21 protein-coding genes are annotated in these 24,268 nt (G+C 69.9%); 16 read left to right on the plus strand and 5 right to left on the minus strand.

All coding sequences use genetic code 11. The annotated features are described in order from the left end of the window. Positions 1 to 151 precede the first annotated feature (151 nt). The 5 genes from RIF93_RS00935 (at position 152) to RIF93_RS00955 (ending at position 6,480) form a co-directional block, all read left to right on the plus strand. Positions 152 to 1,981 carry a DUF885 family protein gene (locus RIF93_RS00935; protein ID WP_309087524.1) on the plus strand — a complete coding sequence of 610 codons (1,830 nt, stop codon included), beginning with the start codon at positions 152 to 154 and terminating at the stop codon, positions 1,979 to 1,981. Between the two features lie 41 nt (positions 1,982 to 2,022). Further along, positions 2,023 to 3,276: a TetR family transcriptional regulator gene (locus RIF93_RS00940; protein ID WP_309087525.1), complete on the plus strand. Its 1,254-nt coding sequence runs from the start codon at positions 2,023 to 2,025 to the stop codon at positions 3,274 to 3,276. Positions 3,277 to 3,342: 66 nt separating this feature from the next. Then, positions 3,343 to 4,890 carry a class I adenylate-forming enzyme family protein gene (locus RIF93_RS00945; protein ID WP_309087527.1) on the plus strand — a complete coding sequence of 516 codons (1,548 nt, stop codon included), beginning with the start codon at positions 3,343 to 3,345 and terminating at the stop codon, positions 4,888 to 4,890. Positions 4,891 to 4,946: 56 nt separating this feature from the next. Beyond that, positions 4,947 to 5,447, plus strand: a complete 501-nt coding sequence (locus RIF93_RS00950; protein ID WP_309087529.1) for a helix-turn-helix domain-containing protein — start codon at positions 4,947 to 4,949, stop codon at positions 5,445 to 5,447. A 97-nt stretch (positions 5,448 to 5,544) separates the two neighbouring features. Continuing rightward, positions 5,545 to 6,480, plus strand: a complete 936-nt coding sequence (locus RIF93_RS00955; protein ID WP_309087531.1) for a glycosyltransferase family 2 protein — start codon at positions 5,545 to 5,547, stop codon at positions 6,478 to 6,480. Positions 6,481 to 6,483: 3 nt separating this feature from the next. Here RIF93_RS00955 and RIF93_RS00960 read toward each other — a convergent pair whose 3' ends face one another. Together RIF93_RS00960 and RIF93_RS00965 are read right to left on the minus strand one after the other, a co-directional pair. Continuing rightward, on the minus strand, positions 6,484 to 6,924 hold the full coding sequence (locus RIF93_RS00960; RefSeq protein WP_309087533.1) for a helix-turn-helix transcriptional regulator: 441 nt from the start codon (positions 6,922 to 6,924) through the stop codon (positions 6,484 to 6,486). A 213-nt stretch (positions 6,925 to 7,137) separates the two neighbouring features. Then, positions 7,138 to 9,174, minus strand: a complete 2,037-nt coding sequence (locus tag RIF93_RS00965; protein ID WP_309087535.1) for a S9 family peptidase — start codon at positions 9,172 to 9,174, stop codon at positions 7,138 to 7,140. 91 nt (positions 9,175 to 9,265) lie between these two features. Here RIF93_RS00965 and RIF93_RS00970 point away from each other — a divergent pair, with 91 nt between their 5' ends. From RIF93_RS00970 to RIF93_RS00990, 5 genes are all read left to right on the plus strand, one after another. Then, the gene (locus RIF93_RS00970) at positions 9,266 to 9,766 is read left to right on the plus strand and encodes a GAF domain-containing protein (RefSeq protein ID WP_309087536.1); all 501 of its coding nucleotides are present in this window, start codon (positions 9,266 to 9,268) and stop codon (positions 9,764 to 9,766) included. 83 nt (positions 9,767 to 9,849) lie between these two features. Beyond that, positions 9,850 to 11,022, plus strand: coding sequence for an acetyl-CoA C-acetyltransferase (locus tag RIF93_RS00975; RefSeq protein ID WP_309087538.1), 1,173 nt, complete (start codon positions 9,850 to 9,852; stop codon positions 11,020 to 11,022). Positions 11,023 to 11,040: 18 nt separating this feature from the next. Then, positions 11,041 to 11,721 (plus strand): SDR family NAD(P)-dependent oxidoreductase, encoded by a 681-nt coding sequence (locus tag RIF93_RS00980; RefSeq protein ID WP_309087540.1) that lies wholly within the window; start codon positions 11,041 to 11,043, stop codon positions 11,719 to 11,721. Positions 11,722 to 11,806: 85 nt separating this feature from the next. Beyond that, positions 11,807 to 14,362, plus strand: a complete 2,556-nt coding sequence (locus RIF93_RS00985) for a TonB-dependent receptor (protein WP_309087542.1) — start codon at positions 11,807 to 11,809, stop codon at positions 14,360 to 14,362. Between the two features lie 94 nt (positions 14,363 to 14,456). Further along, entirely contained in the window at positions 14,457 to 14,828 is a 372-nt protein-coding gene (locus tag RIF93_RS00990; protein WP_309087543.1) for a VOC family protein, read from the plus strand. Here RIF93_RS00990 and RIF93_RS00995 read toward each other — a convergent pair. Beyond that, on the minus strand, positions 14,815 to 16,158 hold the full coding sequence (locus RIF93_RS00995; RefSeq protein ID WP_309087545.1) for a sorbosone dehydrogenase family protein: 1,344 nt from the start codon (positions 16,156 to 16,158) through the stop codon (positions 14,815 to 14,817). The two genes, RIF93_RS00990 and RIF93_RS00995, sit on opposite strands and share 14 nt — an antisense overlap. Before the next feature lie 94 nt (positions 16,159 to 16,252). Between RIF93_RS00995 and RIF93_RS01000 the strand changes: the two genes are divergently transcribed. Both RIF93_RS01000 and RIF93_RS01005 read left to right on the plus strand, forming a co-directional pair. Next, positions 16,253 to 17,419, plus strand: coding sequence for an acyl-CoA dehydrogenase family protein (locus RIF93_RS01000; RefSeq protein WP_309087547.1), 1,167 nt, complete (start codon positions 16,253 to 16,255; stop codon positions 17,417 to 17,419). A 3-nt stretch (positions 17,420 to 17,422) separates the two neighbouring features. Continuing rightward, positions 17,423 to 18,496 (plus strand): acyl-CoA dehydrogenase family protein, encoded by a 1,074-nt coding sequence (locus RIF93_RS01005; protein WP_309087549.1) that lies wholly within the window; start codon positions 17,423 to 17,425, stop codon positions 18,494 to 18,496. Here the strand turns inward: RIF93_RS01005 and RIF93_RS01010 are convergent. Together RIF93_RS01010 and RIF93_RS01015 are read right to left on the minus strand one after the other, a co-directional pair. Further along, the gene (locus RIF93_RS01010) at positions 18,493 to 19,977 is read right to left on the minus strand and encodes an amidase (protein ID WP_309087551.1); all 1,485 of its coding nucleotides are present in this window, start codon (positions 19,975 to 19,977) and stop codon (positions 18,493 to 18,495) included. The genes RIF93_RS01005 and RIF93_RS01010 overlap by 4 nt on opposite strands. Before the next feature lie 61 nt (positions 19,978 to 20,038). Continuing rightward, a complete protein-coding gene (locus RIF93_RS01015; RefSeq protein WP_309087553.1) occupies positions 20,039 to 20,224 on the minus strand; it encodes a DUF3008 family protein in 186 nt (61 codons plus the stop codon). A 107-nt stretch (positions 20,225 to 20,331) separates the two neighbouring features. Here RIF93_RS01015 and RIF93_RS01020 point away from each other — a divergent pair, with 107 nt between their 5' ends. The 4 genes from RIF93_RS01020 to RIF93_RS01035 form a co-directional block, all read left to right on the plus strand. Beyond that, on the plus strand, positions 20,332 to 21,123 hold the full coding sequence (locus RIF93_RS01020) for a potassium channel family protein (RefSeq protein ID WP_375163811.1): 792 nt from the start codon (positions 20,332 to 20,334) through the stop codon (positions 21,121 to 21,123). Between the two features lie 68 nt (positions 21,124 to 21,191). Beyond that, on the plus strand, positions 21,192 to 22,283 hold the full coding sequence (locus tag RIF93_RS01025; protein ID WP_309087557.1) for a substrate-binding domain-containing protein: 1,092 nt from the start codon (positions 21,192 to 21,194) through the stop codon (positions 22,281 to 22,283). A gap of 160 nt (positions 22,284 to 22,443) precedes the next feature. Continuing rightward, positions 22,444 to 23,577, plus strand: coding sequence for an endo-1,4-beta-xylanase (locus tag RIF93_RS01030; protein WP_309087559.1), 1,134 nt, complete (start codon positions 22,444 to 22,446; stop codon positions 23,575 to 23,577). Further along, the coding region (locus RIF93_RS01035; RefSeq protein WP_309087561.1) for a family 43 glycosylhydrolase at positions 23,574 to 24,268 on the plus strand (695 nt) is incomplete at its 3' end. The genes RIF93_RS01030 and RIF93_RS01035, both read left to right, overlap by 4 nt.

Genomic DNA, 24,268 nt, shown 5'->3' on the forward strand with positions numbered 1-24,268 from the left:
CGGCGCTGGCGCTCGCCCGCAGTTCCGGCGGCGCTAGGCAGCCGATCCGGTCCGGCTTGCGCTTCCCCAAAGCGGCGCCTTGTTTCCGCCGCCGCTCCCCCGCTAGCGTAGGGGAACGAAGGCTGCGTCGGCAGCAGGGGGAAGAGTATTCATGGATCGTCGCGTATTCCTGGGCAGCGCCGCGGCGCTGGCCGTCTCGGGCGCCGTCGCGCCGCTGCCCACGCAGGCGGCCACGGCCGAAGACGCTCGGCTGCGGGCGTTGCTGGACGCCTTCTTCGAGGCGGATCTCGACGAGTCGCCCCAGTCGGCCACCACCTATGGCCTGGATGTCGGTAAGCGCGCCGCACAGCGCAGCCAACTGGACGATGTCTCATCGGCCGGTCGCGCCCGCTGGGTGGCCGCCCGCAAGGCGCGCTTGGCGCAGCTTTCCCGGATCGACGCGGGCAAGCTCTCGCCGCTGAGCCGCACCGACCTTGAGGTCGTCAGCTACGCCTATCGCACAATCGCCGAGGGCGGCGAGCGCTTCACCTTCGGCGAGGGCGCGGCGGGCTTCTCCTACGCGCCTTACTCGCCGTACGTCCTGAGCCAGCTGTCGGGCGTCTACCAGTCTGTCCCGGATTTCCTGGACTCGGTGCATCCGGTGAAGACCGCGGCTGACGCCGAAGCCTATCTGGCGCGCCTGGAGGCCTTCGCGGGCCTGCTGGACGCCAACACCGCCGATTTCCGCAAGGACGCCGCCCGCGGGGTGCTGGCGCCGGACTTCGCCCTCGAGGCCACGCTCGCGCAGCTGCGCAAGCTGCGGGAGCCGGCGGCGGAGGCGCACGGCCTGACGACTTCGCTGACGCGCCGCACCGCCGAAGGCGGTATCGGTGGCGACTGGAAGCGGCGCGCCGCAGCCATCGTCTCGGGCAAGGTCTATCCCTCGCTGGATCGGCAGATCGCCGCCGTTGAGGCGCTGCGGCCCCAGGCGAAGCCAGATCCCGGCGTCTGGAAGCTGCCCGACGGCCAAGCCTTCTACGCGGGCGCGCTCGCGTTCCAGACCACGACGACGCTGACCCCCGAGCAGGCCCACGCGCTGGGGCTGAAACAGGTGGCGGAACTGGAAGCCCAGATGGACACCCTCCTGCGGGCGCAGGGCCTGACCAGCGGCTCGGTGGGCGCGCGGATGACCCAGCTCGCGAAGCGGCCGGATCAGCTCTATCCGAACACCGACGCCGGCCGAGCCGAACTGCTGAACGCGCTGAACGAGCAGACCGAGGCCATGCGGGCCAAGATGCCGCTGGCGTTCAAGACCCTGCCGAAGGCGCCGGTCGAGATCGTGCGCGTGCCGCCCGAGATCGAAGACGGCGCGCCGAACGGCTACGCCACGCCGCCGGCCCTGGACGGCTCGCGGCCGGGCCGCTTCTACATCAACCTGAAGGACACGGCCGAGTGGCCGAAGTTCAGCCTCCCGACCCTGACCTATCACGAGGCGCTGCCGGGTCACCAATGGGAAGGCTCGATCACGCTGGAGTCGACCGAGATCCCGCGCCTGCGGCAGGTGTCGCTGGGGTTCGCCGCCTATGGCGAGGGCTGGGGCCTCTATGCCGAGCAACTGGCCGACGAACTGGGCGCCTACGAGGGGGACCCGCTGGGCAGGTTGGGCTTCCTGCAGTCGCTCCAGTTCCGCGCGGTGCGGGTCGTCGTGGATACCGGGATGCACGCCAAGCGCTGGAGCCGCGAACAGGCCACGGACTACATGGTCGAGAAGACCGGCTTCGTCCGGAGCCGGGCGCAGCGCGAGATCGACCGCTACGCCATCTGGCCGGGCCAGGCCTGCAGCTACAAGATCGGCCACACCGAATGGGTGCGCTTGCGCGAGGAGGCGAAAGCCCGCGCCGGCGCGAAGTTCGACCTGAAGACCTTCCACGACGTGCTGCGCCGCGGATCGATGCCGCTCGTCGTGCTGGAGCAGGTCGTGAAGCAGACCTTCCCCGCATAACCGCGTTAGCGCCGGTCTGCGGAGTTCGCTAGGAAAGGTCGATGACGGATCGGGCGGAAGACATCGACGTGGGGGCGAACGCCGCGGCGCGGCGCGGCCCCACCCGCCGCTTCGAGGCCCGGCGGCATGACATCATCCGCTCGGCGATCGCCGAACTGAACCGCAAGGGCGTGCGCGGCATGACGCTGGGCGAGGTGGCCGCTCGGCTGGACCTCGTGCCGACTGGGGTCATCTACTACTTCCGCAACAAGGAAGAGCTGGCCCAGGCGGCCCTGCTGCAGGGGCTGGAGGCCTTCGATCGGCTCGTGGCCGCGGGCGATGCCGAGCCGGACGAGCGGCGACGGGTCTCGGCCTTCGTCGGCGCCTACTTCGATCTGAAGCAGCGGGTGGCGCTTGGCCAGGCGGACGAGGTGCCGGTCTTCAACGACATACGGGCGCTGAACTGCGAGCGGGTCAACGCGGCCTTCGTCGAGCTCTTCCGGCACGTGCGGACGCTACTGGCCCCAGCCGACCGGCTGCCGCGGCCGCACGCCAACGCCCGAGCTCATCTGCTGCTCTCGAACCTCTTGTGGACGCCGGCGTGGCTGCGGCGGGTCGAGTTGGCGGACTATCCGCGCACGGCGGAACGGACCAGCGACATCCTGCTGAACGGCCTGTTGGGCCCGAGCGTGGCGTGGACGGCGCCGAAGCCGCTCAGCCTCCAACGCGAGGGCGATCCCAGCGCGCACGCCTCGTCCGAGCTGTTCCTGCGGGCCGCCACCGAGCTGATCAACGAGCAGGGCTACCACGGCGCCTCGGTCGAGCGGATCTCGGCGCGTCTCAACGTCAGCAAGGGCGCCTTCTATCACCACAACGCGACAAAGGATGAGCTGGTCGCCGCCTGCTTCCAGCGCACGTTCGACATCGTCTGGCGTGCGATCCACGAGGCGGAGGCCGCCGGCGGATCCGGCCTGGAAGTGCTGGTCAATCTGGCCGCCGCGCTGATCGAGCGGCAGGTGAGCGGCGGCGCCCCGTTGTTGCGCACCTCAGCCCTGACGACGGTGCCCGAAGCTATCCGCGCCGGCCTGCTGGAGACCTTCGATCAGCTTTCGTACCGCTTCGCGTCGATCATCTGCGAAGGCGTCGGCGACGGCTCGATCCGCCCGCTGGACGTGAATATCGCCGCCCAAACCTTGACCGCCGCAATCAACGCCGCGGCCGAGTTGCGTCACTGGGCGCCGGGCGTCGGGCCCGAGGCCGTCACCGAGCTCTACGTGCGCCCGCTGTTCGAAGGGCTGGCCTCGCCCGCGGCTTGAGGCTCGCCACGCCGCCCGGCCTGGGTTAGGCCGTCAGGGAAAGTCGCCAAGCGTGAGGAGTAGGTCGTGACCGTCGAGGAACTGCTGTCCCAGGACTTCGGAACCATCGCCGACGTGATCGGTGCCCAGGCGCAGGCGCTGAAGGACAAGCCCGCGCTGATCGACGCCCGGCGCACCATCACCTACGCCGAGTTGGACAGCCTGATGGACCGCATCGCCGCGGCGCTTCAGCGGGACGGCGTCGGCAAGGCCGAGGTGGCGGCGATCTGCGCCTCCACGTCGGTCGAGTACGGGGCGACGTTCTTCGGCATCCTGCGAGCCGGGGCGATCGTGGCGCCGCTCGCCCCGTCGTCGACGCCCGAGAGCCTGGCGCTGCAGTTGAAGGACTCCGGCGCCAAGGTCTTCTTCTTGGATAAGGGCGTGGCCGAGGCCATGGCGGGCGTGATGAGCGAGGTGGCCGCCAAGCGCGTGTCGCTGGACGGCTCCGACGCCGGTCAGGCGTTCGAGGAATGGCTCGCGCCCGAAGGCGCCAGGCCCGTGCGGCACGAGATCGAGCCGGACCAGGGCTTCAACATCATCTACTCGTCGGGCACCACGGGCGCCCCGAAAGGCATTGTCCAGCCGCACCGCATGCGGTGGGGCCAGATCCGTCGCGGCGTCTATCCGGCCGACGCCGTGACCCTGGTCTCCACGCCGCTCTATTCGAACACGACGCTGGTCTCGTTCCTGCCGACGATCTCGAACGGCGGCACGGTGGTGCTGCTCCCGAAGTTCGACGTCGAGCAGTTCCTGAAGCTGTCGGAGAAGCACCGCGTCACCCACGCCATGCTGGTGCCGGTGCAATACCGGCGGCTGATGGCCCATCCGGACTTCGACAAGTACGACCTGTCCTCATTCCAGATGAAGTTTTCGACCTCGGCCCCGTTCTCGGCCGAGCTGAAGGCCGAGGTGCTGCGGCGCTGGCCCGGCGGCCTGGTGGAATACTACGGCATGACCGAGGGCGGCGGCTCTTGCGGTCTGGTCTGCCACGAGCATCCAGACAAGCTGCACACCGTGGGCAAGCCGCTGCCGGGCCACGACATCCGGCTGATCGGTGAAGACGGCCAGGAAGTGCCGCAGGGCGAGATCGGCGAGGTCGTCGGCCGCTCGGGGGCGATGATGGTCGGCTACCACAACCAGCCGGGCAAGACGTCCGAGGCCGAGTGGTGGAGCCCGGAAGGTCTGCGCTACATCCGCACCGGGGACGTTGGCCGCTTCGACGAGGACGGCTTCCTCACCCTGATGGACCGCAAGAAGGACATGATTATCTCCGGCGGGTTCAACATCTACCCGAGCGACCTCGAGGCCGAGATCGTCCAGCACGAGGCGGTGCTGGAGGCCGCCGTTGTGGGTGTGCCGTCCGAGCAGTGGGGCGAGACACCGGTGGCGTTCGTCGCCCTGAAGCCGGGCGAGAGCGTGGAGGCCGAAGCGCTGAAGGCGTGGGTCAACGGCCGTCTGGGCAAGACCCAGCGGCTGGCGGACCTGCGGATCGTCGACAGCCTCCCCCGCAGCCATATCGGCAAGGTGCTGAAGCGCGAGCTGAGGGACGCCTACCGCCCGGCCGCGCCGGCCTAGCCAGCGCTTGCATTCCGCCTCACTGGTGCGAATATGCAACCGGTGAGGTGCGAGCTATGAAGGACGCCGGCCGTTCGGGCTGTCCGATCAATCTGACGATCGAGATCATCGGGGACCGCTGGAGCCTGCTGGTCCTGCGCGACATGATGTTCGGCAACCGCCGCCACTTCCGCGAGCTGCTGACGCGGTCGGACGAGGGCATCGCCTCGAACATCCTCGCCGACCGGCTGAAGCGGCTGACCGAGCAGGGCATGGTGACCCGCGCCGACGACCCCAGTCACAAGCAGAAGGCGATCTACAGCCTCACCGAAAAGGCGATCCAGCTGGTCCCGATCTTCGCGATGATCGGCGCCTGGGGGCGCCGTCACCTGCCGGTGACCGAGGCGCTGTCGATCCGCGCCGAGTTGCTGGAGGAGGGCGGGCCTGAGCTGTGGGCGCAGTTCATGGACGAATTGCGCCATCTGCACCTCGGGGCGCCGGCGCCCGAGCGGTCGGTGCTGACCGAGCTGCAGGCCGCCTACGAAGCGGTGGTCGCGCCGCGCCCCGTGCCTGCGTAGGGAACGAACCTTCGCCAGGCGACGTTTGGCCGGCGGCGCAGCCGGAGCCCTCGCCGGCCGCGCTGGATGGATCGGCTTGTAACCAGGGGGCGCGAGCTTGCGGCTCCAACAGGGGACCGGCGTCGCAGTGATCGTGGCGGCCAAGGACGCGGCCGCGACAATCGAGCGCGCGGTCGCCTCGGCCCTGGCGCAGCCCGAAGCCGTTGAAGTGATCGTGGTCGATGACGGTTCGGGCGACGGCACCGCCGAGCTGGCCCGGCGGCTGGACGACGGCTCAGGGCGGCTGAAGGTCGTCTCCCAACCGCAGGCCGGACCGGCGGCCGCGCGGAACTTCGGCCTTTCGCTGAGCCGCGCGCCGTGGGTGTGCCCGCTGGATGCGGACGATTTCCTGAAGCCGCGCCGCTTGGAGCGGCTGATCGCTCAGAGCGACGGCTGGGACATCGTGGCTGACGACCTCCTGGTGGTGTCCGAAGGCGCCGAGGACGCGGCCCCGCGACCCCTCATCGGCGAGCAGCTGCAGCTCCCGTTCACCCTCGACTTTCGGACGTTCGTTGACGCCAACATCAGCCGGCGGGGCCTGGCCCGGCGGGAGTTCGGCTTCCTGAAGCCGCTAATGCGCCGCGCCTTCCTTGACGAGGCGGCGCTGTCCTACGACCCGCGGCTGAGGCTGGGCGAGGACTTCATCCTTTACGCGACGGCGCTCGCGAAAGGCGCACGGTTCAAGGTGGTGGACGCCTGCGGCTATGTCTCGGTTCAACGGCCGGGTTCCCTCAGCCACAACCATACCGTGGACGACCTGCGGCACCTGAGGCGCGCGAGCGAGCGGCTGGCGGGCTTGGCCGAACTGAAGCCCCAAGAGGCTGCGGCGGCGCGGCGCCACTGCCGCCACATCGACGCGAAGATCGCCTTCCGCGAGGTGCTGGAGGCCAAGCAGGCCGGGGGCGTGCTGGGCGCGCTGGCGGCGGTGGCCGTGCGCGCGGCGAGCGCCCCCTACATCCTGCGCCAGAGCCTGGCGGGCGGCGGGGGCGCCTGAGGTCTAGGACTCCTCCGAGACCGTGCGGACCAGTTCGACCAGCTTGCGGCGCAGCGCCGGCTGGGTGATGCGCGGGAAGGCGGCCATCAGCTCGAGGCCTTCGCCGGTCAGCATGAAGTCCTGGGCGTCCTCGCGGTGGGCGACCGGATCCTCGCTGGCGAGGCCCTCGTAGAAGTAGCTCACCGAGGTCTTAAGCGCCCGGGCGATTTCCCAAAGCTTCGAGGCGCTGACGCGGTTCGCGCCGCGCTCGTACTTCTGGACCTGCTGGAAGGTGATGCCCAGCGCTTCGGCCAGGCGTTCCTGGCTGACGCCGATCTCCTTGCGGCGCATCCGGATCCTGAGGCCAACGTGGCGGTCGACCGGATGCGGCCCCTCGTCCCGGCTGAAGTCGCCCTCGACGGCGGCCAGCGCCTCGGCAATGTCTCTGTGCAACGGCTTGTTCATCTGCGTACAGGCTCCCGCGGCCCGCAGCATTCGCCCGACCGCCATGACACCCTCCCCCGAAGGTACGTCCTGAGGTTGCGAGAAGACGGCGGCCTGCGAAAGGCCGCCTCTACTCATTTTGGGGGTGGGCCGGGTTCCCGTTTTGATCGGTCCCGCGCCTCGTCCGCACGCGGGGCGCGCATGCAATCGCTGCCTACTCGCGTCGTTCCGTCGCTACTTGTAGCGGTCGAACCAGGCAAGGATCGCCGCCGCCTTGGCCGCCGACTGGGACGGTCGGCCCGCCAGGCCGCCGTGGCCCGCGCCGGGCACCCGGACGAGGGCGGTGGGCACACCCTTGAGCTGAAGCGCCTGATAGTACTGCTCGGCCTCGGTGACCGGCGTCCGCAGGTCCTCCTCGCCGACCACCACCAGCGTCGGCGTGGTGACGTTGCCGACCAGCGACAGCGGCGAGCGGGCCCAGTACCCCTGCGGGTCCTCCCACGGCATCTTGCCAAACCAGTTGTGGGTCATGCCGACGTAACCGTCGGCGGTCAGCACCTGGCTGGTCCAGTTGATCACCGGCTTTTGCGTCGCGGCGGCCTTGAAGCGGTTGGTCTTGCCGATGATCCACGAGGTCAGAACGCCGCCGCCCGAGCCGCCGGTGACGTAGAGCCGGTCGGGGTCCACGAAGCCCTTGGCGATGGCGGCGTCGACCGAGCTGATCAGGTCGTCGTAGTCGTTGCCGGGGTACTTCTTGTCGATCTCGTTGGCGAAGGCCTCGCCGTACGAGGTGGAGCCGCGCGGGTTGGTGTAGAGCACCACATAGCCGGCCTGGGCGTAGAGCTGGACGTCGGTCGAGAACGCCGGACCGTAGGCCTGGTGCGGGCCGCCGTGGATCTCCAGGATCAGCGGGTACTTCTTCGACGGATCGAAGTTGGGGGGCGTGGCGATCCAGGCGTCGATCGGCTTGCCGTCGTACGACGAGGTCACCGGCAGGTGCTCGACGCGGGCCAGGGTCTTGCCGGCGAACAGGCCGTCGTTGAGCCGGGTCAGGCGGGTGGACTTGCCGCCGCGCAGGACGGCCAGATCGGCGGGATGTTCGGGCGTTCCCATGGTGTAGGCGACGACCCCGCCGCGGCCGACCGAGAACTCACCCCCGGCATAGGGGCGGTCGAGGCCGCCGCCCGCGAGGCCGGAGACCACGGTCTCCACGCGCCCGTCGAGCGTGGCCCGACCGACCTTGGTCACGCCCTTGTCGACGTAATCGAAGTAGATGCTGCGGCCGTCGGCGGACCACTGCGGAACACCCACGCTGCGGTCGAGGCTGGCGGCGAGCCGGCGGACGTTCCGGCCGTCGGCGTCCATCACATAGAGGTCGTTGTCCTCGTAGCTGCGGCCCTGGTCGTCGCTGGCGACGAAGGCGATCTTCGAGCCGTCGGGCGAGGGGACAGGCGCGCCGTCCTGGCCCTTGCGGGTGGTGAGCCGCGTCATCTGCCCGTCCACGACGCCGACCCGCCAGATCTCGGACTCGTTCGGTTCGCGCTCCCAGGTGGGGTTGCGGTTGGAGCTGAAGAGGATCGCGCGGCCGTCCGCGGTGAAGTTGATGGGGCCGGCGCTGTCGAAGCGGCCGAAGGTGACCTGGCGCGGCTGGCCGCCGTCGGCCGAGACCACGAAGATCTGGCGGAAGCCCGGCTTCAGGAAGCCCTGGCCGTCGAAGCGGTAGGTGACGCGGTCGATCACCTTCAGCGGCTCGGCCCACTTGGCGCCCTCGGGCCGCTTCAGCGGCGCGCCCAGCGGCTTGCCCTCGTCCAGCTCGAGCATGGTGAAGGCCAGCGTCTTGCCGTCCGGCGACCAGGCGATGTCATCCGGCGCCTGCTCCAGGGTGGCCACCTTGGCCGAGCGCCCCGTGGCGACCCAGCGGACGTAGAGCTGGGGCTGGCTGCCGGGCTGGGCCGAGACATAGGCCAGGCGCGTTCCGTCGGGCGACCAGCGGGGCGCGAAGTTCGCGCCCTCGTCCACGACCAGCGGCGACTGCACGCCGGTGGCGAGGTCGGCCAGCCAGATCGAGCGCTGGGTGCGGTCCGTCATGATGTCGTTGCGGGCGCGCACATAGGCGACCGCGCCGCCGTCGGGCCGCACCTGGGGATCGGCGACCTGCTGCAGGCCGAAGAGGTCGCGGCCGGTGAAGGTGCGCTGCGGGCCCTCCGCCACTTGAGCCGAGACCGCCGTCGCCGCGAGCGCCAGGATCGACGCCAGAACCGCTGCACGCATCAGAAACCCCCACCGGAACGCAAAGAAGCTGCGCAGAGAAAGCTGTGCGGAAGGCTTTGTCCAGCCGCCCCGGATCGCTACATGCGAGCCCATGGCCGAAGCTTTCAATGACCTCGCACTTCCCGCCGCCAAGGCCGAGCGCTACGCCGCCGTGGCCGAGGAGATCGCCTCTGTCCTCGAAGGCGAGCCGAACCTGACCGCGCGGATGGCCACGGTCGCCTCGATGCTGGCCAACAGCTTCGAGGACTACTTCTGGACTGGCTTCTACGTGGTGGACCCCGCCAAGGCCGATGAACTGGTCGTGGGCCCCTACCAGGGCACGCTGGGCTGCCTGCGGATCGCGTTCGGCCGCGGGGTCTGCGGCACGGCGGCGGCGACGCGCCAGACGCAGCTTGTACCCGACGTCCATGCCTTTCCGGGCCACATCGCCTGCGACAGCCGCTCGGCCAGCGAGATCGTGGTCCCGGTGTTCGACAAGACGGGCGCGCTGATCGCGGTCTTCGACGTGGATGCCGAGCGACCGGCCGCCTTCGATGAAACGGACCAGGAATGGCTGGAGAAGATCCTCGCGGAAACGTTCTCCAAGGGGTGATTGTCTTACGCAGCGTCGGCCTCATACATCTGTTTCGACGCGCCCGTTCCTGAGGGCGCACGAGAGCGAACGGAGCTGTTGAGATGGGCGAGGCCTATATCGTTGCCGCGACGCGGACCGCGGGCGGGCGCAAGGGCGGCCGTGTGCGCGGCTGGCACCCGGCCGACCTGGGCGCGGTGGTCCTGAACGAACTGGTCGACCGCTCGGGCGTGGCGCCCGACGCCGTCGAGGACGTGGTCATGGGCTGCGTCATGCAGGTGGGCGAGCAGTCCACCAACATCGCGCGGAACGCCGTGCTGGCCTCGAAGCTGCCGGAGAGCGTGCCCGGCACCTCGGTCGACCGGCAGTGCGGCAGCTCGCAACAGGCGCTCCACTTCGCCGCCCAGGCGGTGATGAGCGGCACCCAAGACATCGTCATCGCCTCGGGCGTAGAGAGCATGACCCGCGTGCCGATGGGCCTCTCGGTGTCGCTGCCCTTCAAGGAAGGCTTCGGCCATCCCAAGAGCCCGCGCCAGGAAGAGCGCTATCCCAACATCCAGTTCAGCCAGTTCATGGGCGCCGAGATGGTCGCCGAGAAGTACGGCCTGACGAAGGACCAGCTGGACGAATACGGTTACCTGTCTCACCAGCGCGCCATCGCGGCCACGCAGGGCGGCGCGTTCAAGGACGAGATCCTGGCGATCGACGGCCTGGACGCCGAGGGCAACAGCGTGCGCCATGACTCGGACGAGGGCATCCGTTTCGACGTCAGCCTCGACGGCATGAAGGGCGTGAAGCTGCTGCGGGAGGGCGGCCGGATCACGGCGGCGACGTCCAGCCAGATCTGCGACGGCGCCTCGGGCGTCATGATCGTCTCGGAGAAGGCGCTGAAGGAGCACAACCTGACGCCGATGGCCCGCATCCACCACCTGTCGCTGCTGGGCCATGACCCGGTGATCATGCTGGAAGCCCCGATCCCGGCGACCGAGCGGGCGCTGAAGAAAGCCGGCATGTCAATCGACGACATCGACCTGTTCGAGGTCAACGAGGCGTTCGCCTCGGTGCCGGTGGCGTGGCTGCAGAAGACGGGCGCGAACCCGGACAAGCTGAACGTCAACGGCGGCGCCATCGCCCTGGGCCACCCGCTGGGCGCTTCGGGCACCAAGCTGATGACCACCCTGGTCTACGCGCTGAAGGCGCGCGGCAAGAAGTGGGGCCTGCAGACGATGTGCGAAGGCGGCGGCATGGCCAACGTCACCATCGTCGAGGCGCTGTAGTCGCGCTATAGCGGCCGCATGTCGGACCGCATCATCGCAATCACGGGCGCCGCCGGCGTCCTGGGCTCCGCCGTGGCGCAGGCTGCGGCGGAGCTTCCGTACCAGCTCGCCCTCATCGACCACGCCAACCACTGTCCGGGTCCGGAGGGCGCTTTCGTCCAGACGGGCGTGGACCTGACCGACGCCGTGCAGGCCAGCGCGGCGGTGGACGCGGTGGCCGACAGGTTCGGGCGGCTGGACGTGCTGCTGAACATCGCCGGCGGCTTCCGCTGGGAGACCCTCGAAGGCGGCTCGTACGACACCTGGCCCCAGCTCTACCGCCTGAACGTGCTGACGGCGACCAACGCTAGCCGCGCGGCGATCCCGCACCTGAAGCGCAGCAGCGCCGGCCGCATCGTCAACGTGGGCTCGGCCGCGGCGCTGAAGGCCGGCATGGGCATGGGCGCCTACGCCGCGTCCAAGGCCGGCGTGCATGCCCTGACCCAGGCGCTGGCGGAGGAGCTGAAGGGCGAGGGCGTCACCGTCAACGCCGTGCTGCCGTCGATCATCGACACGCCGACCAACCGCGCCGACATGCCGAAGGCCGACTTCTCGGCCTGGGTGGCGCCGAAGGACCTGGCCGCGGTGATGCTGTTCCTGGCCTCGGGAGCGGCGGGCGCGGTCACCGGCGCCCTCGTTCCGGTCACTGGCCGCATCTGACCCGTACGCCGGCGCGGCTGTCACGCGCTCTTATCAAATCCAGCTTACGGCCCCGCTCACGCACCGAAGCGTAGGGGATCGTTACATGTTCAAGTCACGTGCGCGGCTGCTGGGCGCCGCGAGCGCCATCGTGCTGGCAGGCGCGGGCCACGCAGTCGCTCAGGAGACCGCGGCGGTGGAGGAGATCGTCGTCACCGCCCAGAAGCAGCAACAGCAGGCGATCGACGTGCCGATCGCGCTCACCGCCTACGGGACGGATCGGCTGGAGGCGCTGGGCGTGCAGGACTTCGCCGACCTCTCGTTGTTCACACCCGGTTTCGAGGTCCAGGACCAGTCGCCGAACAACCCGGGCTTCGTGATGCGCGGCATCACCTCGGACTCTACCGACGCCTTCGCCGAGGCGCGCGTCTCGGTGTTCCAGGACGGCGTCTCAATCTCGAAGGCTCAGGGCAGCTACGTCGAACTGTTCGACCTGGAACGCGTGGAGGTGGCCAAGGGCCCGCAGTCCACCCTCTTCGGCCGCGGCGCCCTCATCGGCGCGGTCAACCTGATCCAGGCCAAGGCTTCAACGGGGCGGTTCGACGCCTACGCAAAGGTGGAGGCCGGCGACTACGGCTATCGCCTGGGCGAGGCCGCAGTGAACGCGCCGCTGTCCGATCAGGTCGCCGTCCGCCTGGCCGGCCGCATCCGCTATCGTGACGGCTATGTCGACAACGCGCTGGGCGGCGACGCCTTCCAGTCGGTGGACACCAAGGCGGTCCGCGCGAGCGTGAAGCTCGAGCCCGCCGACCGCGTCAGCATCGACGTGATCGCCAACTATCAGAAGGACGACCCGACCGGTACGGCCTTCAAGTCCGGCGGGTTCTCGCCCACGGACCCCGTCAGCGGCGCCGTTCTAGCTGACCGCCGTCCGCAGACTGCCGCCGCCCTCTCGGCGCCGGCGAGCTTCCAAGGCGGGATGAGCCTGGGCGTCGATCGCGAGGTCTGGGGGGTGACGGGCCTCGCGACGATCGAACTCACCGACGAGCTGACGCTGAACTCCATCACAGCCTACCGTGAATACGAGAGCCAGGAGGCCTTCGATCCGGACGGCTTGTCGCTGCCGATCCTCACAGGGCTGAACGACGGCCGAGGCGAGCAGTGGAGCCAAGAGCTACGCCTGAACTACGACGCCGGCGGCCGGGTGCGTGGCTTTGTCGGGGCGGGCCTGTTCAAGGCGGACGACACCCAGCGCACCCCGATCCAGTTCGACGAGCGGATCGCGCTCGCCGTCGTGACAGGGCAGCTCAATGCCGGCGCTGCAGGCCTTGGCCTTCCGGTGACCACGCCGGCCCCGGCGCCGGTGTTCGGCAACGCCGCTTTCTCCGGAGCGCTGCTGCGCGGCCTAGTCGCGGCGCAGAGCGGGAACCGGTTGGTTCTGACGCCAGCGCAGGCCGCCGCGATCGCCGCGAACCTGCGCGCCAACCACGTCGAGGAGTCGCTGGCCACGTCGGACCTCGACTCGTTCGACGTCTTCGCTGACGTCAGCTTGGACGTGACCGATCGGCTGGAAATCGCGGGCGGCGTCCGGTTCACCCGGGACGAGAAAATGACCGGCTTTGGCGCGCGCGTGATCGGCGGGCGCAGCGTCCTGGGCGGCGCCCTGGGCGCAGCTCAGCTGGCGGCTAGCGGCACGCCGCAGGGCTTGGCGCAGGCGCAGGCGATCGTGGGCGCCTTGCAATCGCCGGGCGTGCAGCAGATCCCCGCCAACCTGCTCCCGCTGTTCGGACTGACCTTCCAGCCAACTGCCGGCAATGGCGAAGTCTCGGAGCAGGACCTGGAGGACGAGGGGGTCACGTGGCGCCTGGTCGGTCGCTACGAACTGTCGGACGACGCCAATCTCTACGCCTCTTTCGCGAGGGGACGACGGCCCGAGGTGCTGGCGGCGTCCGCCCCGGCGAGCCCAGGCGCGGCGGGCCGCTTTGCCGTCGTGGAAGCCGAGACGGTCGATAGCTATGAGGCCGGGGCCAAGGCGGCCCTGCTGGAGCGCCGCCTGCGTCTCGACGCCTCGGTTTACCGCTACGACTACGACAACTTCCAGACGGTCGAGCAGCGCGGCACCCTCTTCGTGACGACGAACGCAGGCAAGGCCAAGGCCTACGGGTTCGAGGGCCAGGCGGACTTCGCCGTCGCGCCGAACTTCGATCTGCTGGCCACCTACGCCTACAGCCACGCGCGGTTCGAGACGGGCGCCTATGACGGCAACCGGTTCCGACTGTCGCCCGACCACTCGTTCTCACTGGCAGCGGCGTTTCGGATGCCGTTGGCCGGGGGTGAGCTGGAGCTGCGGCCCAGCTACACCTGGCAGTCGAAGGTCTTCTTCGACAACAGCAACGACCGGCCGATCTTCCAGCAGCCGCCGAACGCCTTCGTGGCCGATAACGTGCAGGACGAATTCCAGAAGGCTTACGGCCTGCTCAACCTGCGCGTGGCTTGGACCTCCGACCGGGCTCCGGTGACGTTGGAGGCCTTCGCAACGAACCTTGCCGACGAGGAATACATCATCGATGCCGGCAACACCGGGGACAACCTGGGTCTGCCGACCTTTATCGCCGGCGCGCCGCGAATGGTTGGCGTGGGCGTAAGCTGGCGCTACCGCTGAGTCCGGAGCCGGCGGCGGGCGCCATCCCGCCGCCGGCCTTGGCTCCCTGCACGTCAACCGGTCTAAGCTTCCCGCCACATCAGGGGAGGATCACATGATCGGCTACGCCACCATCGGCTCGAACGACCTCGAACGCGCAACCCAGTTCTACGACAAGGTGATGGCGCCGCTCGGCGGCCGGCGCACCTTCGCCATGGGCGACCGGATGCAGTTCTACGGCAGCAAGGAGACGCCCGGCATGGTGGCGGTTTGCAAGCCGTACGACGAGAAGCCGGCGAGCGCTGGCAACGGCAGCATGTTCGGCCTGATGGCGCCATCCAAGGAAGCCGTCGACGCCGCCCACGCCGCGGCCCTGGCGGGGGGCGGACGGTGCGAGGGCGAGCCCGGCCAGCGCACCGACAACTTCTACGGCGCCTACTTCCGAGACCCGGACGGCAACAAGATCTGCGTCTTCAAGATGGGCTGAGCGGCGCGGTGGGCCTGGCGGGCGCGACCCGCCAGACGATCTCGCCGGTGTCGTCGGCCACCAGCAGCCCGCCGCGGCCGTCCACGGCGACGCCCACCGGGCGGCCGCGGACCTTGCCGTCGTCATCCACGAAGCCGGTCAGGAAGGCCTGAGGGGGACCGTCGGCGGGGCTGAGCGGCCGACCGCCGCGGAAGGGGACGAAGACGACACGATAGCCGTTCAGCGGCCGTCGGTTCCACGAGCCGTGCTGGCCTATGAAGGCGCCGCCGCGATAGGGCGCCGGGAACGCCTCGGCAGTGTAGAAGGCGAGCCCTAGCGAGGCGGTGTGCGGCCCCAGGCCATAGTCCGGCGGGATCGCCCGCGCGACGAGGTCCGGCCGCTGGGGCTTCACCCGCTCGTCGACCCGGCCGCCCCAGTAGCTGTAGGGCCAGCCGTAGAAGCCGCCGTCGCGGACGCTGGTCATGTAGTCGGGGACGAGGTCGTTGCCGATCTCGTCGCGTTCGTTGACGGTCGTCCAGAGCGCGCCCGTCGTGGGCTCCCACGCCAGGCCGTTCGGATTGCGCAGGCCGGTGGCGAAGAGGCGCAGCTTGCCCAAAGCGATGTCGAATTCATGGATGGCCGCGCGGCCGACCTCCTCGCCCATGCCGTGCTCGGCGACGTTCGAGTTGGAGCCGACGGTGGCGTAAAGCTTCGCGCCGTCAGGGCTCGCGATCAGGCTCTTGGTCCAATGGTGATTTCGGCCGGCCGGCAGGTCGAACACCTTCTCGCCGGGCCCCTGAACGGCGGTCTGGCCAGGCGTATAGGGGAAGCGGACCACGCTGTCGTCGCGGGCGACGTAGAGCGTGTTCCCGACCAGGGCCATGCCGAAGGGCCGGCGGATGTTGCTGGCGAAGACGGTCTTCAGCTCGGCGCGGCCGTCGCCATCGGCGTCGCGCAGCAGCATGACCCGGTCGGGGCTTTTCTCCTGGGCCCCGGCCCGCTTCATGATCAGGTTCTGGAAGAAGCCGCGGACGCCCTTGGGTGGCTTGGCCTCCGACGAGGACTCCGCCACCAGCACGTCGCCGTTCGGCAGCACCAGCAGCCATCGCGGGTGGTCGAAGCCTTCGGCGAAGCGGGTGACCACGAAGCCCGGCGGCGCGGTCGGCGCCTCGCCTGCGGCCCAGCCCTTCACCTCGGCCACCTTGACGGTCGGCAGCAGGCTTTTCTGAGGGGCGGGCAGGTCGGGGTTGGGGCCGAAGCCGATCCAGGGGTCGCTGGCGCCAGTGGCGCAGGCGACGAGCGCGGCTGTCAGCGCCAGCGCAAGGCCTGAACGGACGAGGCGATGGGACATGGCGGTCCTCCGTTTTGCGACATCATAGCTTACGTCGCGGCGCCGTTGCGCGGGTTCCCGAAAGCGGTTCGACTGGCCGGGTACGGAGGAACCGATGGATCTGACGCTGACGCCCGAACTGGAGGCGTTCCGGAACGAGGTGAGGTCGTTCCTGGAGGCGCATCGTTCCGAGTACGAGGGCGGCCGGCCGAAGGACGCGCTGGCCTGGCAACGACTGCTGATCGAGAACGGCTACGCCGCGCGCACGATCCCGCGCGAGTACGGCGGCTATGGCGCAGAGCCCGACGTGCTGAAGGCGCGGATCATCGCCGAGGCCTTCATCGCGGCCGGCGCGCCCAGGGGCATCGCCAACCAGGGCGTCTCGATGCTGGTCCCCACCCTTCTGGAGGTGGGCACGGAGGAGCAGAAGCGGCGGTGGATTCCGCCAACCCTGCGGGGCGAGGTCGTCTGGTGCCAGGGCTATTCCGAGCCCGGCGCCGGCTCCGACCTGGCGGCGCTGCAGACCAAGGCGGTCGAGGACGGCGAGGACTTCGTCATTTCGGGCAGCAAGATCTGGACGAGCACCGCCCACCTTGCGGACATGATGTTCTGTCTGGTGCGGACCGAGCCGGACAAGCCGAAGCACGAGGGGATCTCGTACGTGCTGATCCCGATGGACACGCCCGGCATCGAGGTCCGGCCGCTGAAGACGATGACCGGCGGGGCCGAGTTCAACGAGGTGTTCTTCACCGACGTGCGCGTGCCGCAGGCGAACGTCGTGGGCGGCCGCGGGCGTGGCTGGATCGTCGCCAACACCACGCTAAAGCACGAGCGGGGCATGCTGGGCGATCCGAACGCCACCGAGGCCAGGCTCGTCGCGCTGATCGAGCTGATGAAGACAGAGACGCTCGACGGGCAGCGGATCATCGACAACCCGGTGTTCCGGGATCGGCTGATGCAGCTGCAGGCCCGGGTGTTCGCGATGAAGTTCAACGGCCTTCGGACCATGACCGACGAGACGGCGGGGCTCGCGCGCCTGGTCGTCAAGCTGCAGGGCTGCGAACTGAACCACCAGGTGGCGGCCCTGGCCATCGACGCCCTGGGCGAGCTGGGGGTGCTGTACCGCGACGGGCCGCACCTGCGGGCCAAGGGCCAGTGGCAGTGGAACTACATGTTCGACCTGGGCCTGATCATCGGGGGCGGCACGGCGCAGATCCAGAAGAACATCATCGCCGAGCGGGGCCTGGGGCTGCCGCGCGAACCGAAGACGGCAGGGGCCTGAGCGATGCGGTTTGCGTTGTCGGAAGACCAGCTGCTGCTTCAGGACAGCCTGCGCAAAGCGCTGGCCGCGCTCGCGCCCCTGGAGCGGGTGCGGCGATTCGCGGACGAGGATGAGGCCTCGGCGCCCGACATCTGGGCGGGGCTGACGGAGCTTGGCCTTCCGGGCCTGCTGATCCCGGAGGCGCACGGCGGCCTGGGCCTTGGCCTGCTGGAGGCGGCGCTGGCGGCCGAGGCGCTGGGCCGGGCCGTCGCGCCGACGCCGTTCCTGGGCTCGGCGGTGCTGGCCCCGCTGGCGCTGACGCTGGCCGGGACGCCCGAGCAGCAGGCCAGGTGGCTGCCGAAGCTGGCGGCGGGCGAGGTGACCGCCGGCGTGGCCGTCGCCGAGCCGATCGCCGGGGCGCGGGACGGGGCGGGCGTCGCCGCCGAAGGCGGGCGGCTGACCGGCAAGAGCATGTTCGCGATCGGGGCCCAAGGCTCGGACCTGCTGATCGTCGCCGACCGCGACGGCGGCCTGCACCTGGCGCAGCAGGCGGAAGCCGTGGAGCCAATGCCGACCATCGACGCCACCCGGCGGCTGCAGGAGATCGTGTTCCGCGACACGCCGGCGGAGCCGCTGGCCTCGAACGGCGCGCTTGCCCGTCTGCGCGACGCCGCCTGGACGGTGCTCGCCGCCGACACCCTGGGCGCGGGCGAGGCGATGCTGGAGAAGGCGGTCCAGTACGCCAAGGAGCGGCGGCAGTTCGGCCGGGTGATCGGCTCGTTCCAGGCGGTGAAGCACCTGTGCGCCGAGATGGCCGCGGAGCTGGAGCCGGCCCGGGCGCTGGTCTGGTACGCCGCCTACGCCTTCGACCGCGCGCCCGAGGACGCTTCGCTGATGGCGGCGCACGCCAAGGCGCACACCGGCGAGATCGGCCGCTTCGTGGCGCGCACGGCGACCGAGGTGCACGGCGGAATCGGGATCACCGACCTCCTGGGCCTGCACTACTGGTTCAAGCGCATCGGCCTGAACCGCCAGCTGCTGGGCAGTCCCGAGCGGGCGCGCGAGACGGCGGCGAAGTTGCAGGGCCTGGCGGCCTAGGCGTGGATCGGCGGGACGCGGCCGGCCCAGGGCTGGGCCGCTTCCAGCTGGTAGGCGAGTTGGAAGAGCAGGCCCTCGTGGCCGACGCGGGCGGCGAACTGGCTGCCGACCGGCAGGCCTGAGGCCGTCCAGGACAGCGGAACGCTCATCGCCGGCGCGCCCGCGACGTTGTGGTAGGTCGTGTAGCCGACGTACTCGACCAGCCGCTGGACCAGCGTGTCGAACGGGACGTCCGGACCCACGTAGGCCAGCGGCGGCGGCGGCGCGGCGAGCACCGGCGACAGGATCACGTCGAACTGATTGCCGACGAACCACGGGTCGTAGGCCATGGCGGCGGCGTGGAGACGCTTCAGCGCCGCGTCGAGCGCGCCGGGCGGAGCCTTGGCGTACATCTCGGCCATGCCGAGGCTGAACGGCTCGAGCAGGGCGGGCAGGGCGGCTCGGCCCGCGGCCTTGGCGACGCCGTCGGCGAGTTGCGCCGCGCCCGACGCCCAAAGCAGCAGGAAGTCGTTGGTGAACTCCGGCCCCGTGGGCCAGCGGGTGGGGACCACGTCGTGGCCCAGGCTCTCCATCAGGCGCGCGGTTCCCGTGATGGCGGTGCGGACCTCGGGCGAGGGCGCGTGGCCGGCCATGCCCTCCAAGACCAGGCCGATGCGCAGCCGCCGGCGGAGCGGGGTGGTCACGAGGCCGACGGGGGAGAGCTGGGCGCCGGGGCCTGTGTCCTCCGTGACGGCGAACATGGCCGCGGAGTCGCGGACGGAGCGGGTCAGCACGTGGTCGACGGAGAGGTCGCTGATCTTGGTCTGGCCGCGCGTGCCGACCATCCGGCCGCGCGAGGGCTTCAGGCCGAAGAGGCCGCAGCACGAGGCCGGGATGCGGATCGAGCCGCCACCGTCGCTGGCGTGGGCGACGGGTACGACCCCGGCCGCCACGGCGGCGGCCGCGCCGCCTGACGAGCCGCCGCTGGAGCGGGTCGGGGCCCAGGGATTGCGGGTGGCGCCGAAGGCGAGCGGCTCCGTCGTCGGCAGGAAACCGTACTCGGGGGTCGACGACTTGCCGATGACGACCACGCCAGCCCGGGTGAAGGCTTCGACCAGCGGCGGGCTGGCGGACGCGGCCGGCAGCGGCAGCTGGGAGCGCGAGCCGGAGCGGGTGGGCAGGCCGGCGTAGTCGTCGAGGTCCTTCACCAGGAACGGCACGCCGGCGAAGGGGCCTGCCGCGGGCCCGCCGGCGGCGAGGCTGAGCGCCCGGTCGAAGTCGGATTGGACGAGGAAGTTCAGCTTCGGCTGAAGCTCCAGCGCCCGGTCTATGGCCGTACGCACCGCCGCCAGTGGCGTAACCTCGCCGCTACGGATGCGGGCAGCTGTCTCAGTGGCGTCGGGCCAGGGAGAGGCGGCCGCCGAGCCCGATTTCGGCACGGTGGCGCAGGCGGCGAGCGCCAGCGGCGCGCCGGCGATTGCACGGCGTGAAGGACGGATCACCGGCTCCCCCCGATCTCTCTTTGGGGGGAGCTTGGCCTAAGGGTGGCCGCGGCGCAAAGGCCTAGCGGCTGACGTGCTCGGGTTTGCCCTTACGCTTGGTCGAAGCCATCTTCTCGAGCTCCTTCTTGCTCATGGACTCGGCCATCTGCTTGGAAGGGCCCTTCAGCTTGCTCTTGGGCGTATCGCCGCGCTTGGCCGACAGGGCGGCGCCGGCGGCCTTCTGCTGGGCTGCGGATTTCGCTGGCATGGGTTGTCCTCAGGCTCTCGCCGCGCGAGCGTGGCGCGACCAGGCATGAACCCTCGGCGCCGTCGCAGGTTCATGGTCTGGGACGGAGAGAACGGTTGGCCGATCAGATGCTGGAGGAGGGACGGCGGCGCAGGCTGCCCCGCATACGGGCGCGGCTGCACGAGCTGTACCACGGCAACTCCCGCCGGTCGGTGCGCTTCCGGTTGCAGGTCATCGCGCTGGACTTCCTGCTGATCGGCTTCTTCATCGCCGCGCCTTTCTTGCGCGAGTACCCAGCCTATCTCGTGATCGACTCGATCGCCGCCCTCATCCTCGCGGCCGACCTCGCCGCTCGAGCCCTGGCGCACAGCAGCCTCAAGGATTGGTTGCGCCGACCTAGCGTCTGGATCGACATCTTCGTGCTCGTGACGCTGCTGTTCCCGCTGTGGCTGTTCAACCTGGCCTTCCTGCGGGTGCTGCGCCTGTGGTCGCTGTTCCATTCCGACTTCTTCTGGGAGACGGTCGGGCGTCGCTACGACGACACCCGATGGGAGGACGTGGCGAAGACCGTGGCGACGCTGGTCACCTTCGTCTTCGTCGCGACAGGCTTCGTCTACGCGAGCTTCGCCCGCGAACACCCGGGCATCCAGGGCTACCTGGACGCGCTCTACTTCACCATGACGGCGCTCACGACGACCGGCTTCGGCGACATCACCCTGCCGGGCGCCTGGGGCAAGCTGCTCACCATCATCATCATGGTCAGCGGGATCACCCTGTTCGTGCGGCTCGCCCAGGCCCTGATCCGACCCTACAAGGTGCGGTTCACCTGCCCCACCTGCGGCCTTATGCGCCACGACCACGACGCGGTGCACTGCAAGGCGTGCGGCGAACTGATCAACATCCCGAACGACGAGGCGTAACAGGACTTTCGCAGAACTGTCACACTCCGATGGTAGCCCGGCCGGCAGCCGAGACCCGGAGGCCTCCCATGCGATTCCAGACCCTCACCGCCGCCGTCCTGATGACCGCGGCCTCCGCGCTTGCCGCCTGCGGGCAGGGCGGTGATCAGAAGGCCGGCCAGCCGGCCGGGCCGCAGAACGCCGCCGCGGAAGGGCAGGTCTGGGCCGCCGGCTCCTCCACCGTCTTCCCGTTCGCGACCCGCGTGGCCGAGACGGTCGCCCGCACCAGCGGCACGGCGCCGGCCAAGGTGGAGAGCCTGGGCACCGGCGGCGGCTTCAAGCTGTTCTGCGGCGGCGCCGGGAAGAACTTCCCCGACGTGGCCAACGCCTCGCGGCGCATGAAGAAGTCCGAGTGGGACGCCTGCCAGGCCAACGGCGTCACCGATATCCTGGAAGTGAAGATCGGCTATGACGGCATCGTCATCGCCAACGCCAAGGCCGCGCCAGTCTTCGACCTGACCCGCGAGCAGATCTACCGCGCGCTCGCCGCCGAGGTCCCGCAGGGCTCGGGCTTCGCCCAGAACACCGCGGCCACCTGGAGCGCCCTGGGCGCCGGCCTGCCGAACGAGCGCATCGTCGCCTACGGCCCGCCGCCGACCTCGGGCACCCGCGACGCCTTCGTCGAACTGGCGATGGAGAAGGGCGCCGAGAAGCTGCCGACCATGGCGGCGCTGAAGAAGTCGGACGAGGATGGCTTCAAGCAGCGGGCCCACACCCTGCGCAAGGACGGCGCCTGGATCGATGCCGGCGAGAACGACAATGTCATCGTCCAGACCCTGGAGAAGACCCCGGGCGCGGTGGGCGTGTTCGGCTACTCGTTCCTCGAGAACAACATGGACCGGGTGAAGGCCGCCAAGGTCGAGGGCGTAGCGCCCACGCTCGAGACCATCTCCAGCGGCGACTATCCCCTGTCGCGCTCGCTCTACATCTACGTGAAGAAGGCCAACATCGGCGTGACGCCCGGCCTGAAGGAGTTTGTCGACGGGTTTGTCTCGGAAGCCGCCGTGGGCCGCGGCGGGTACCTGCTGCAGCGCGGCCTGATCCCGTTGCCGGCCGCCGAACTCGCGGCCCAGCGCGCGGCGGTGAAGGCCAGCACGCCGATGACCGCGCCAGCGAAGTAGCCGCGCCTCGCTAACGAAGACCAAGGGCCAGAGGCGCAGGCTTCTGGCCCTTTCTCGTCGGGTTCGTGGGAGCGCTAACATTCCGCTTGATTGGTCTGACCTCCTCCGGCACTAGTCAGGCTGAGCTCCGCAGCAGACGGAGCCGACCGGAGGACGCGCGATGGGTTCCATTTCACGTCGGGAGATGCTGGCGCTGTCGGGCGCCGCGCTTGCGTCTGGCGCGGCAGCTCCGGCGGGCGAGGGGCTGGACGCGGTGGCCCGGAAGAAGGGCGTGCGCTTCGGCTCCGCTGTGGGCGTCGGGACGCCGCCGAACAGCGCCTTCGACGATCCGGGCTACCGCGCGCTGCTCGCCCGCGAATGCGGCCTGATCGTCGCCGAGAACGAGCACAAGTGGTACGTGCTGCGGCCCGCCGCTGAGCGCTACGACTTCGCCCACGCCGACCGGCTGGCGGCGTTCGCGAGGGAGAGCGGCCTGGGGCTGCGGGGCCACACCCTGCTCTGGAACCGGGACGAGTGGTCGCCGAAGTGGCTCGCGACCCACGACTTCGGCCCGCGGCCGCGCCAGGCCGCGGAGCGGATGCTGACCGAGCACATCCGCACCGTCGCCGGCCGCTACCCGCAGATGGACTCCTGGGACGTGGTCAACGAGACGGTCGATCCGGCGACCGGCGAGCTACGCGAGACCGTGTTCGGCAGGATCCTGGGGCCGGAGCTGATCGACATCTGCTTCCACACGGCCAAGGCCGCCGCGCCCAAGGCCAAGCTGATCTACAACGACTACATGAACTTCGGCCCGGCCGAAGCGAAGCACCGGGCCGGGGTGCTGAAGCTGCTGGAGCGGCTGAAGGCGCGCAACGCGCCCATCGATGCGCTGGGAATCCAGGGGCACATCGGCGGCGGCGTGGACAGCCCGGACATGACGCGGTTCTCGCCGGCCGACCAGCGCGACTGGCGCGCCTTCGTCGACGAGGTGCGCGGCATGGGCCTAGACCTGCTGATCACCGAACTGGACGTCAACGACAAGGCCATGCCGGCCGATATCCCCCAGCGCGACGCCAGGGTCGCCGGCCTGACGCGCGACTTCCTCGACCTGATGCTGGACTACCGCGAGCTGAAGCAGGTGATCGTCTGGGGGATGGCCGACCGCTACTCGTGGCTGCAGGGCACGTCGCCCCGCCCCGACGGCCTGCCGAAACGGCCTTTGCCCTACGACGCCGAACTGAGGGCCAAGCCCATGCGCGAGGCCATCGCGGCGGCCTTCCGGGCGGCGCCTGAGCGGAAGGCCTGGGCATGATCGGCGTCTTCCTTCGCGGTGCGACGCTCGCGGCCCTGCTCGCCGGCTCGGCCGCCGCCGGCGAGGCCCGGTTCGAATGGTTCGACTACCGCGGCGCCGACCCGGTGAACGCGGCCATCAAGGCCGGGCCGGACGAGTACCGCAACCCGATCCTGTCCGGCTTCTATCCCGACCCCAGCATCACCCGGGTGGGCGAGGACTACTATCTGGTCGCCTCGACCTTCGCCTACTTCCCCGGCCTGCCGGTGTTCAAGAGCCGCGACCTGGTGAGCTGGACCCAGATCGGCAACGCCATCGACCGGCCGGGGCAGCTGGACTTCGGGACGCTTGGCCTGTCGCGCGCGGTCTTCGCGCCCACCATCCACTGGCGGGACGGGACGTTCTACATCCTGAACACCTGCGTCGACTGCGGCGGGAACTACGTCATCACGGCGAAGGACCCGGCCGGCCCCTGGTCGGACCCCGTGTGGATCCCCGAAGCGGTCGACGGCATCGACCCGTCCTTCTTCTTCGACGACGACGGCAGGACCTACGTCCTCAACAACGGTCCGCCCGAGGGAAGGCCGCTGTACGAAGGCCACCGCGCCATCTGGATGCAGGAATTCGACCTGAGGGGCATGAAGGCGGTTGGCCCGCGCAAGGTGCTGGTCAACGGCGGGGTGGACCTGTCGACGAAGCCGATCTGGATCGA

The organism is Phenylobacterium sp. (assembly GCF_031181185.1).
GTDB lineage: Bacteria > Pseudomonadota > Alphaproteobacteria > Caulobacterales > Caulobacteraceae > Phenylobacterium.